Origin of the sequence: Mycetocola sp., assembly GCF_046716805.1 — a bacterium.
In the GTDB taxonomy this organism is placed as follows: domain Bacteria; phylum Actinomycetota; class Actinomycetes; order Actinomycetales; family Microbacteriaceae; genus Mycetocola_A.
In genome coordinates this window covers 1-10709 of sequence record NZ_JBKJWH010000059.1, presented here as the reverse complement: position 1 = coordinate 10709, position 10709 = coordinate 1, and the positions used below count along the sequence as shown (strand labels likewise).

Annotated in this window: 10 protein-coding genes; 4 read left to right on the top strand and 6 right to left on the bottom strand. The window is 64.9% G+C overall.

Going from position 1 to position 10709, the window contains the following annotated elements; all coding sequences use genetic code 11:
* Positions 1-181: hypothetical protein (locus ACLQ62_RS04970; RefSeq protein WP_411720556.1), on the top strand; the 181-nt coding region annotated here is incomplete at its 5' end.
* A 164-nt stretch (positions 182-345) separates the two neighbouring features.
* On the opposite strand, the gene ACLQ62_RS04965 is transcribed toward ACLQ62_RS04970, so the two are convergent.
* Positions 346-2436: a type IIA DNA topoisomerase subunit B gene (locus ACLQ62_RS04965; RefSeq protein WP_411720558.1), complete on the bottom strand. Its 2091-nt coding sequence runs from the start codon at positions 2434-2436 to the stop codon at positions 346-348.
* Positions 2437-2599: 163 nt separating this feature from the next.
* Between ACLQ62_RS04965 and ACLQ62_RS04960 the strand changes: the two genes are divergently transcribed.
* Positions 2600-2842 carry a hypothetical protein gene (locus ACLQ62_RS04960; protein ID WP_411720555.1) on the top strand — a complete coding sequence of 81 codons (243 nt, stop codon included), beginning with the start codon at positions 2600-2602 and terminating at the stop codon, positions 2840-2842.
* A gap of 269 nt (positions 2843-3111) precedes the next feature.
* Positions 3112-4167 (top strand): DNA polymerase IV, encoded by a 1056-nt coding sequence (locus ACLQ62_RS04955; protein ID WP_411720557.1) that lies wholly within the window; start codon positions 3112-3114, stop codon positions 4165-4167.
* 18 nt (positions 4168-4185) lie between these two features.
* Here the strand turns inward: ACLQ62_RS04955 and ACLQ62_RS04950 are convergent, their stop codons facing one another.
* The 5 genes from ACLQ62_RS04950 to ACLQ62_RS04930 all read right to left on the bottom strand — a co-directional run bounded on the left by ACLQ62_RS04950 (position 4186) and on the right by ACLQ62_RS04930 (position 10107).
* Positions 4186-4908: a type 1 glutamine amidotransferase gene (locus ACLQ62_RS04950; protein WP_411720554.1), complete on the bottom strand. Its 723-nt coding sequence runs from the start codon at positions 4906-4908 to the stop codon at positions 4186-4188.
* Entirely contained in the window at positions 4905-6203 is a 1299-nt protein-coding gene (locus ACLQ62_RS04945; RefSeq protein ID WP_411720553.1) for a Mur ligase family protein, read from the bottom strand. The genes ACLQ62_RS04950 and ACLQ62_RS04945 overlap by 4 nt, the downstream gene beginning before the upstream one ends.
* Positions 6196-7563, bottom strand: coding sequence for an RNA polymerase sigma factor (locus ACLQ62_RS04940; protein WP_411720552.1), 1368 nt, complete (start codon positions 7561-7563; stop codon positions 6196-6198). Before ACLQ62_RS04940 ends, ACLQ62_RS04945 begins: the two co-directional genes overlap by 8 nt.
* 201 nt (positions 7564-7764) lie before the next feature.
* Positions 7765-9084: an MFS transporter gene (locus ACLQ62_RS04935; RefSeq protein WP_411720551.1), complete on the bottom strand. Its 1320-nt coding sequence runs from the start codon at positions 9082-9084 to the stop codon at positions 7765-7767.
* Between the two features lie 84 nt (positions 9085-9168).
* The gene (locus tag ACLQ62_RS04930; protein ID WP_411720550.1) at positions 9169-10107 is read right to left on the bottom strand and encodes a proteasome assembly chaperone family protein; all 939 of its coding nucleotides are present in this window, start codon (positions 10105-10107) and stop codon (positions 9169-9171) included.
* A 102-nt stretch (positions 10108-10209) separates the two neighbouring features.
* Here ACLQ62_RS04930 and ACLQ62_RS04925 point away from each other — a divergent pair.
* A partial coding sequence (locus ACLQ62_RS04925; RefSeq protein WP_411720549.1) for a M17 family peptidase N-terminal domain-containing protein occupies positions 10210-10709 on the top strand: 500 nt, incomplete at its 3' end.

Here is a 10709-nt window from a genome sequence, read left to right as displayed (position 1 = left end):
CTCCTTCCTCAAGGGCGAAGACGGTCTCTCGCTGGCCTGGGCCGGGCCTGGGCCAGCACACGCCGTCGGTGCGGACGGATCGGCAAGGACGATTCCGGATCCCGGCGCGAAGCGCGACGGATCCGGCACGGCCATCGACTCGGTGATCGCCTCGATCGGAAGCGAAATCGCCACAGACTGACCGGCCCGGAAAGGATGGGTCGCTTCGTTCGTCGCCGCCGGCGTCACCGATTCACCCGCTCCGGACCGAAACACCCGGCACGCCGGATGACCGCGTCCGAACCGGGTGCATTCGCCACGGATGCCGCCCGAACGCCAGGTTCCGCGCACCGTCTGCCGTGCGGATCAGGCGTCGATGCGGTCCCGGTTCAACCGGTCAGAGCTTTCGACGATGAACTCCTTGCGCGGCGCCACATCGTTGCCCATCAGGAGCTCGAAGACCTGCGCGGCCTGTTCGGCGTCGTGCATCTGCACCCGTCGGAGAGTCCTGTGCCTGCGGTCCATCGTCGTGGTCGCGAGCTGGTCGGCATCCATCTCACCGAGTCCCTTGTACCGCTGGATCGGCTCCTTGTAGCGTTTGTTCGTCTTCTTCAGCTTCGCGAGGAGCGCGTGCAATTCCTGTTCGGAGTACGTGTAGATCGTCTCGTTGGCCTTCGAACCGTTGTTCATGACAACGACCCGGTGCAGCGGCGGCACCGCCGCGAACACCCGACCCTCGGTGATCATCGGGCGCATGTAGCGGAAGAACAGGGTGAGAAGCAGGGTTCGGATGTGGGCGCCGTCGACGTCGGCGTCGCTCATGATGATGACTTTCCCGTAGCGCGCCGTCGAGATGTCGAAGCTGCGGCCTGATCCGGCTCCGATCACCTGGATGATCGCGGCACACTCCGCGTTCGACAGCATGTCCGAAACGGATGCCTTCTGCACGTTGAGAATTTTCCCGCGAATGGGGAGCAGCGCCTGGAATTCGCTGTCTCGTGCGTTCTTCGCCGTACCGAGCGCCGAGTCACCCTCGACGATCATCAGCTCACTGTTCGCCACATCGTTGCTGCGGCAGTCCACGAGTTTCGCGGGCAGTGAGGAACTCTCGAGCGCATTCTTGCGGCGCTGGGTCTCCTTGTGGGCACGAGCGGAGATGCGGGACTTCATCTCGGAGACGACCTTGTCGAGCACGAGCGCTGTCTGCGCCTTATCGTCTCGCTTCGTCGACGCGAAGCGTTCCTTCAGCGCAGAAGCCACGACGTTGGCGACGATGCTGCGAGCTGCGGGCGTTCCGAGGATCTCCTTGGTCTGCCCCTCGAACTGCGGTTCAGGAAGGCGCACGGTGAGCACCGCGGTGAGGCCGGCGAGCACGTCGTCCTTCTCGAGCTTGTCCGATCCGGCCTTCAGCCGGCGGGCGTTCTGTTCCACCTGCTGCCGGAGGAACTTGAGCAGGGCCTGTTCGAAGCCGACCTGGTGCGTTCCACCCTTCGGGGTGGCGATGATGTTGACGAAGCTCTTCGCGACGGTGTCGTAGCCCGTCCCCCAGCGGAGGGCGATATCGACCTCGCAGGTGCGTTCGAGTTCCGTGGCGAGCATGGCACCGGAGTCGCTGAGGACGGGCACCGTTTCGGTGAACGTGCCGGTTCCGGTGAGCCGCCAGATGTCGGTGACCGGCGTGTCTGTAGCGAGGTGCTCAACGAATTCGGAGATACCGCCCTCGTACTGGAAGAGATGCGTGTCTGCATCCGAGTTCTCGCCTGAGCGCTTGTCCTCGATGGTGAGTCCGAGCCCGGGGATGAGGAACGCCGTCTGCCTGGCGCGGGTGATGAGGTCGTCCATCTGGAACGCGGCGCCCTTGGTGAAGATCTGCCGGTCCGCCCAGTACCGGACGCGAGACCCTGTGACACCCTTCTTCACCTTGCCGACGACGCGCAATTCACTGCCGAATTCAAAGGGGGTGAACGGGGCGTCCGGGCTGGGCTCCCCCGAGTCGGTGAAGATGCCGGGTTCGCCACGGTGGAAGGACATGGCCCAGGTCTTGCCGTCGCGGTCGACCTCGACGTCGAGGCGCTCGCTGAGCGCGTTGACGACGGATGCTCCAACACCGTGAAGTCCACCGGATGCCGCATACGAACCGGAACCGAATTTTCCGCCAGCGTGGAGTTTCGTGAAGACGACTTCCACGCCGCTCAGGCCGGTCTTGGGTTCGATGTCGACCGGGATGCCGCGGGCGCGGTCGCGTACTTCGACGCTGCCGTCCTCGTGGAGCACGACGTCGATGTGGTCACCGTGTCCGCCGAGCGCTTCGTCGACGGAGTTATCGATGATCTCCCACAAGCAGTGCATGAGTCCGCGTGAGTCCGTCGAGCCGATGTACATCCCGGGGCGTTTGCGAACCGCCTCGAGGCCCTCGAGGACGGAAAGATGGCGGGCGGAATAATCGGAACTCACAATGTTCAAGCCTACCGATCCGGCCCTGTGAGGCCGGAAGTGACACGAATTCGTGCCCCCACCGTACGCGCACAGCGAAATAGCGGACACGATGGGAAGATATCCAGCCATGCGTGGTTTCATTGGGTGAGCGCACATGCTCGAACACCAAGGTCAGGAGGAGCTCATGTCAACAGGAGAACACGGTACCGGACGAGTCGGTAACGGTAGCGTCGACACCCTTGAGCCACAGCTGACCGCTGCGGACCGCTGCGACAGCTGCGGCGCACAGGCTTACATCCGTGTGGTTGTGAAGAGCGGCGAACTGCTGTTCTGTGCCCACCACGGCAAAAAGTACCAGGAAAAGCTTTCGGCCATCGCCCACAGCTGGCACGACGAGTCCAGCCGGCTCCACAACGACCCCCGCTGACCTTCGCGGTAGCACCAGAAACCGCCGTCCGATTTTCGGGCGGCGGTTTTTCGTGTCTGCTTCCCGGGCGCTGAGGGGGCCCGTGTTGTCGACACCCTGCGCTGGGGGTCCCTTATGGTTGCCTGGATGCCTCAAGAACAACACAACGGGACCCCTGACGGGATCCACGCTTCAGGCTTGCGTCACTCAGTCCAGTCCTGTGCAACCGCCTATGCAAACGTGCACGCGGCGGCCAGACTGGCCGCGTGAATCCAGTGCGCAATCCGTGGGTGTTGCATGTCGACCTCGACCAGTTCATCGCGGCCGTCGAGGTGCTGCGACATCCGGAGCTTGCCGGCAAGCCGGTGATCGTGGGCGGGCGTGGCGACCCCACTGAACGCGCTGTCGTCTCGACAGCCTCGTACGAGGCGCGCGCGTTCGGCGTCGGCTCGGGGATGCCGTTACGGATCGCAGCGCGGAAAGTGCCGAACGCCGTGATTCTGCCGGTGGACGCCGAGACCTACACGGCGGCTTCGCAGGAGGTCATGGCGACGCTGAGGGAGCAGCCGGGAGCCATCGTGCACGTACTGGGATGGGACGAAGCATTTCTCGGGATAGACACGGAGGACCCTGAGGCGTACGCCCGGCGCGTGCAGCAGGCGGTACTCGAGCGCACCCGCTTGCACTGCAGCATCGGCATCGGCGACACACTCGTTCGCGCAAAAGTGGCCACCGGGTTCGGCAAGCCGCGCGGCGTCTTCACACTGACAGCCGCAAACTGGCTGGACGTGATGGGCGACCGCCCCACCATCGACCTGTGGGGCGTCGGCTCGAAAATTTCCCGTCGCCTCACCGGGCACGGCATCACCACCGTCGCTGAGCTCGCCGCCGCCGATGCTGAGATCCTGGTCGCAGAGTTCGGTCCCAGAATGGGCCCGTGGTACGGGCAGCTTGCCCGTGGCGAGGGAGCGCGGGAGGTCGATGACACACCCTGGGTGCCTCGCGGTCATAGCCGGGAGACGACCTACCAGCAGGACCTCACGACATCCGCCGACGTGATGGCCGCGGTGCGCGAGCTGGTCGACCGCGTGCTGCAGGATGTTGCAGCTGAGGCCCGCCCGGTGATCGGTGTCACCCTCAAGGTGCGTTACGCGCCGTTCGTCACCAAAATTTTCACGAAAAAGATCACGGTGACCGCGGATCGTGAGGTCGTACTGGCGCGCGCCATGGACCTCGCCGACAGGATCGACGAGGACCGGCCGATCCGGCTCCTCGGCTTCCGCGCTGAGATGTCCATGCCGGTAGACGCGCGGGACGGACACACGCCGACACGCAGCGGCTGGTGACGCAATCGAGCTGCCGGATCAGGCAGCAGGCACCTTCGCGAGAAGGATCCCGCGGGCCAGGTCGATGACCGCGTCCAGGTCCGCGTGCTCCGGCCCCGGCCGGTAGTCGATGCCTGCTCGCTGTGCGGCCACCCCGATCAGGGAGTCCGCGACGGCGGGGTTGAGCACCAGGAACGGCCCGTGGCAGTGGGTGCCGATGCTGTTGTGCACTCGTGCGCCCTCGGTGCCGTCACCGTTACCGAAGCCGTTGCGGACCCGCCCGAGGGCTTTCTGGTCCGGGCGGCCGGTGTACAGCGAGGTGTGGTTCTCCGTACCGATGAGCAGACCGAACTCACTGTCGATGGCAAAAGCCTCCGTGATGATTCGTTTGGAACTGCTGTCGACGGAACCAGCGAAGACCCCTGCCCCGGGGAACACCTCCGTGGCGCTCAACCTGAGCGTTGTGGAGAGCAGGTGGAATCCGGCTCCGGCCGCGACGATCACGACGCCGGCCTCGGACCAGGCGCGGAGTGTCGGCGCTATCCGCTCGACGTCCGCGGCGATCGACCTCACAGCACTGGACGTGCCGGTGCCGATCAGGACGATGTCCGCCGACTCCGGCAGTTCGTCGCCGGGCGAGTAGCTCAGTTCCTCGACATCGATGCCGGCGAGCCGCATGCGGCGCACGAGCGCCGTGCGGTTGCCGACGTCACCGTTGAGCGACAGGTCGGCGGGGTACAGCTCCAGGACACGAATACTCATGCAGCACCCGCTTCCAGGTCTTTGTAGCCGAGGTAACGGCGGGTGGCCATCATCTGGTCGTAGTCGAGGAAGAAGGTGTGACGACCGCTTGTCGGCCGGGGGCCGTCCAGCATCCGTTGCACAGCCTTCGTGATGTCGGGCTCGATGACGCCGAAGTCCTTGCCCTCGTAGGCCAAGCGAAGGGCGACGAACGCACCCTTCGGACCGGAGATGACGTCGACGTGGTTCAGGCGACTGAGGTCGGCGGCGTACAACCAGGACGGATCCTTGCTGGATTCGTCGTAGGCGAACAGTACGGAATCGGGGGTCTCCTGCAGGTAGTCGAGGTTGAGCTGCAGGCTGGCGAGGTTCTTCAGCATGAGAATCTCGACCTCGACGCCGTTCACCTGAAGGATCTCCCCTCGACCGTAGACGGTCTTGGTGGTCTGCACCGCTGAGATGGCCTTGGCGATGTCGAACCGCTCCCCCAGGTTGCGCGCGGCCAGGGTGAACGCTGCTGCGATGTCGACGGCGTAGTGGATGCCGCGTGACGGCATCCGCACGTCGTGGACGGTGCCTGCGAACGAAATCTTCGCGTCGTAACCGTCGGCGTGGACGACCTCGGCGACGGCGTGGCGGACGGCGGTCGTCGCCGCCGCACCCGAGAAGTCACGCGCCGACACCTGGCCGTGGGGCGCTGACGCCTGGACCTCCGGGGTGACGCCGAAGTACTCGACAGCCAGTCGACCCTCGGCCTCGAGTTCGCTTCCGAGAGTGCCGAGGAAGTTGTCGTCCCGGTTCAGGACGATCGAGGTACCGATCTCAGCGGCGATCCCGCGGAACATCTGGGCGACCTTGTCCGGCTCGCCGAACCGATAGATCTGGTCGACGAGCAGGTTGAGGATCACAGCTGTTTGCGGTTTCAGCTGGCGTGCGATCACGGCGCCGTAACCCTCGTCGATCTCGAGGATCGCGATGTCTGCGTCCATCCGACCGGTCAGGGAGGTCTCCGCGAGCATGGCTGACGCGATGCCCTGGGGCATGTTGGCACCGGACGGGTTGGTGAACACTGTGAGCCCGTGCTCCCGCATGATCGCGGAGAGCAGGTTCGTCGTTGTCGACTTGCCGTTCGAGCCAAGCACGAAGACGACACCATACGGGAGCTGGGAAGCGACGTCCCTCATCACGTGCGGCGCGAGTTTCTGTACCACCACTCCGGGGAGCGCACTCCCGCCGCCGCGCAGACGCGTTGCGAAACGCGTCAGGCGGCCGGCGAGGATGGGAAGAACGTAGTGAAGGCCGGTCGGTTTACTCAAGGTAGTCCCGCAGCGACTGCGACCGGGACGGGTGGCGAAGCTTGGCCATCGTCTTCGATTCGATCTGGCGGATGCGTTCGCGGGTCACACCGAACGTGTCGCCGATCTGGTCGAGGGTCTTCGGCATTCCGTCGCCCAGCCCGAAGCGCATGCGGATGACGCCGGCTTCGCGCTCGCTGAGGGAGTCGAGCAGGCTCTCCAGCTGCTTCTGCAACATGGTGAACCCGACCGCGTCTGCCGGCACGACTGCTTCGGTGTCTTCGATGAGGTCACCGAATTCACTGTCGCCGTCTTCACCGAGCGGGGTGTGCAGGGAGATCGGCTCGCGGCCATACTTCTGCACTTCGATGACCTTTTCAGGGGTCATGTCGAGTTCCCGGCTGAGCTCTTCAGGGGTGGGCTCGCGGCCGAGGTCCTGCAGCATCTGCCGCTGGACTCGCGCAAGCTTGTTGATGACTTCGACCATGTGCACGGGGATACGGATCGTGCGGGCCTGGTCGGCCATGGCGCGGGTGATCGCCTGGCGGATCCACCAGGTCGCGTACGTGGAGAACTTGAAGCCCTTGGTGTAGTCGAACTTCTCGACGGCACGGATGAGGCCGAGGTTTCCCTCTTGGATGAGGTCGAGGAACTGCATTCCGCGGCCGGTGTAGCGCTTCGCAAGCGAAACGACGAGCCGGAGGTTCGCACCGAGCAGGTGGCTCTTGGCACGCGCGCCGTCCTTGGCTACCCACTGCAGTTCGCGACCGAGCTGCGTGCGCTTCTCGGTGTCGTCCATCTGGGACAGCTTGTCCTCGGCGAACAGCCCAGCCTCGATGCGCATGGCGAGTTCGACTTCTTCGGCCGCGTTGAGGAGCGCAACCTTGCCGATCTGCTTGAGGTAATCCTTCACAGGGTCGGCGGTGGCGCCGGTGATGGCAGAGGAGTAGACGGGGACTTCGTCCTCGTCATCGACGAGCGAGAGAACGAGAGCGCCCTGAGGAAGAGCCTCGGCTTCTTCGGCCTTCTTCTTGCGGGCTTCCTCGGCTTCTTCCCGTTCGGCATCCGTCTGGTCGACGTGCACCTCTTCAGGCTGTTCTTCTGCCTTCTTCTTGGCAGGGCCTCGTTTGGCGGGAGCAGCCTTCGCCGCCTTGGGCGCTTCCCCGGCCTGAGCGGCAGCCGCGGCGGCAGCAGCCTTCTTGAGAGCGGCGGCCGTCGGCGCCTTTGCGGTTGTGGTCTTCGCAGGCGCCTTCTTCGCGGGCGCCTTGGTCTTTGCAGCGGTCGTCGCGGGAGCCGTCTCCGCGACCGCTGTCTCTGTTGCGGCCTTCGTTGCCGTCGTCGTTTCTTCCGTTGCCGAAGTTTGTGCGGCCTTGCTGGCCATAGGAGCACCTTTCAGTCCCGGGAGCGTATTTGTCACGGACACCCGCTCATGGGCCCAGATTGTTTTCGGACATTACTAAGACCCATGTCAAGCCCTGGCGCTGTGTACGCGTCGGAAGACACGACCAGCACGGACTTGAACGGGTCCTTAGTCCACATTATGTCACGCTTTGCTGTGAGAACGAGCCATTGGCGATCGCCGTCACCGGCGACGGCGACGAATCGTCTCGAGAGCTGCAACCCACAGAGGCCCCACTTGTATTCCTTCTTCTTCCACGATCCCCCTTCGCGTGCGGCGGCGGGCGAGGATCAGCATCACCACCCCGAAACCGATGACGAGGTACTGGACGAGGAAGCCGAGCCGGAAAGCCTCTAGCCGGTACAATTCCCGCGGCGCCGCGCCAGCCGCCGACTGCGAGTCGAGGATCAGCCCGATGAGAAACATCATGATGAAGCTGGCGAGGAAACCGCCGACGTTCACAACGCCGTTGGCTGAGCCCAGGACGCGTGCGGGGTTGAAGGTGCGGGCGAAATCGAACCCGATGAGGGAGCCGGGACCGCCGGCGCCGAGGACGACCAGGAGCACGATGAGCAGCCAGAGGGGCGGGGTTCCCGGCCAGAGCAGCAACGCCGTCCACGCGCATCCGATGGCGATGACGATCCCCAGTACGAGGTTGCTCCGCCTGTATGGGTACCGCGCTGACAGCAGACCGAGCAGCGGGCCGATGAGAACACCGGATGCCACGATCACGAGCAGCATGGACGCCGCCATCGGCTCCGACAACCCGAGCCCGTAGACCATGAAGGGGTAACCCCAAAGTAAGGAGAACACCGTGCCCGACGATTGCGTCACGTAATGCGACCAGAACCCGAGCTGTGTGCCCGGGCGACGGAAACTGGCTTTCAGTGAACTGAGAGCCTCCCGGAAGCTCTCCGCCCGCCCGGATTCGGTCGACTCTGCGGGCCGGTCGCGGATGACGGCGAGGCCGAGGACAAGGGTGAGGGCAACGAAGGATGCGGCGGCGAGGAAGGCGGGAGTCCAGCCGAGCGCGTGCAGCAGCCACGCGAACGGGATTGCGGAGAGAATCTGCCCCGCTTGCCCGAGGTTGCCCATCCATTGGGAGAGTTGCGGCACGATGGGCCCCGAGAACCAGGAGCTGACGAGCCGCATAACCGAAACGAAGATCGCTGCGTCACCGGCTCCGACGAGGATGCGGCCGAGAACCGCTACGGAGATCGACGGCGAGAACGCGAGCACGACCTGCCCGGCGACGAGGAACGAGAGACCGAAGGCGATGAGCACTCTCGGCCCGAGCCGGTCGATGAGCACGCCGACGGGCACCTGCATCGCCGCGTACACGACGAGTTGCAGAACCGCCAGCGCCGACAGCGCCGACGCCCCGGCATCGAAGCGTTCGACCGCGGACACCCCGGCAACACCGAGGGTGGAACGCTGCATGACGGCTGCGATGTAGGCGAGAACCCCGACCCAGAACACCAGCCAGGATTTCGCGGAGTTCATGACCTCAGCCTAGGGCGAGCCCTCGTCTCTCATTCCATGCGAAGTAATACATCGCCATCCGTCAGCTATTAGCGGGCAAACGGCTTACTGAGCAGAGTCGCCCGGCGGACGGCGCTCGTCCGGGCCCTTCCGGCCGGCGAGGAACTTCTCGAGTTCGGCCGCGATCTCATCGGCGGACGGCAGCGTGCCGTCTGAGTCCATGAGAGGCGAACGCAGCGCGCTGCCTTCCATGTACGTGTCGTATCGCTCCTCGAGCGTGCCGACGAGTCTCTTCAGCTCCTCGTTGCCGCCGACCTGCTCGTCGATCCGGGAGACGAACTCGCGTCCTTCCTCCCGGAGTTCGTCGGTAGGCAGGATGAGCCCCGTCGCCGCGCTGATGCTGTCGATGGCGGCTATGGCCGCGGTCGGGAATTCCGTATCCGCCAGGTAGTGCGGAATGAGCAGCGCAAAGCCGGCGACTCCTGAGCCCCGCTCGGTGAGGCGGTACTCGAGAAGGTGAAGCACGTTCGACGGGACCTGCGTGTGTGGCCTCCACACGCTCATCGACTCGATCAATTCCGCCCGCGTTCCGCTGACCGTGACCCCGATGGGCCTGGTGTGTGGCACAGGCATCGGAATCGCATGGACCCATGTGGTCCTGGCAACCCTGAACCGATCGATCAGTCCGAGAACATCCCTGACGAACCGCTCCCAGAGGAAGTCGGGCTCATACCCGGTGAGCAGCAGGAACGGGTGGCGAAGGTCGTCATACGCCAATGACACCTGAAGCCTCGGTGGCGTGTACTCGGTGAGGTGGTCCTGGTCGAAATAGATGATCGGCCGGCGGGCACGGTAGTCCAGCAGCAGGTCGTTGTCGAAGATCGCAACCGGCTCGCTCTCGAAAGCGCCACGCGAATAGTCGTTGAACTGGCCGGCGGCGCCGCCTGCGTCGGAAAAACCGGTGAGCGCCACAACGAGGTCGAGGCCATCCGGCACATCGGATGCCGCAGCCGTCAGCTCGAAGAGGTCGCCGGGATAACTCATACCCCCACTCTAATCGGCCACCCGGGGACCCGAAGCGGTGACGCAACGCGCAGAGCGAACACAGCCGATGGCCTCTCCGGCTGTACGTCTAGCATGAGAGGCATGTCTGTCCCCGTGCTTTCCGTGTCCTCGTCCGCCGCCATCGATTCACACGCCGACGTCCTCGTTCTCGGGGCGCTGAACTCCGGTTCATCGGCTGTTCTCCACGCGAGCGACGGATTCGCGGGCGTCGGCGAGGTCTTCGACGCGATCGGCGTCACCGGCGCAGCCGACCAGCTGGTGCGGATCCCCGCCTCCGTCGGATCCGCAAGAAGCATTGCGATCATCGGGCTCGGATCGGATGCCGGAACCGACAGCCTGCGGAACGCGGCCGGGTCAGCCGTGCGCCAACTCGCCGGCGCGGGCACTGTCGCGTTCGCCTTCCCCACCGCTTCCGCCCGCGATGTCGAGGCGATTCTCGAGGGGGCCGCCCTCGGTGGTTACACCTTCACCGCCTACCGAAACACGTCACTGGACTCGGCGAAGCCCGGTGTCACGGCCGTCACGGTCCACGTTGAGGGGGCTGTCGGCGAGGCGGGCTCGTTCGACGCCGCTGTCGAGCG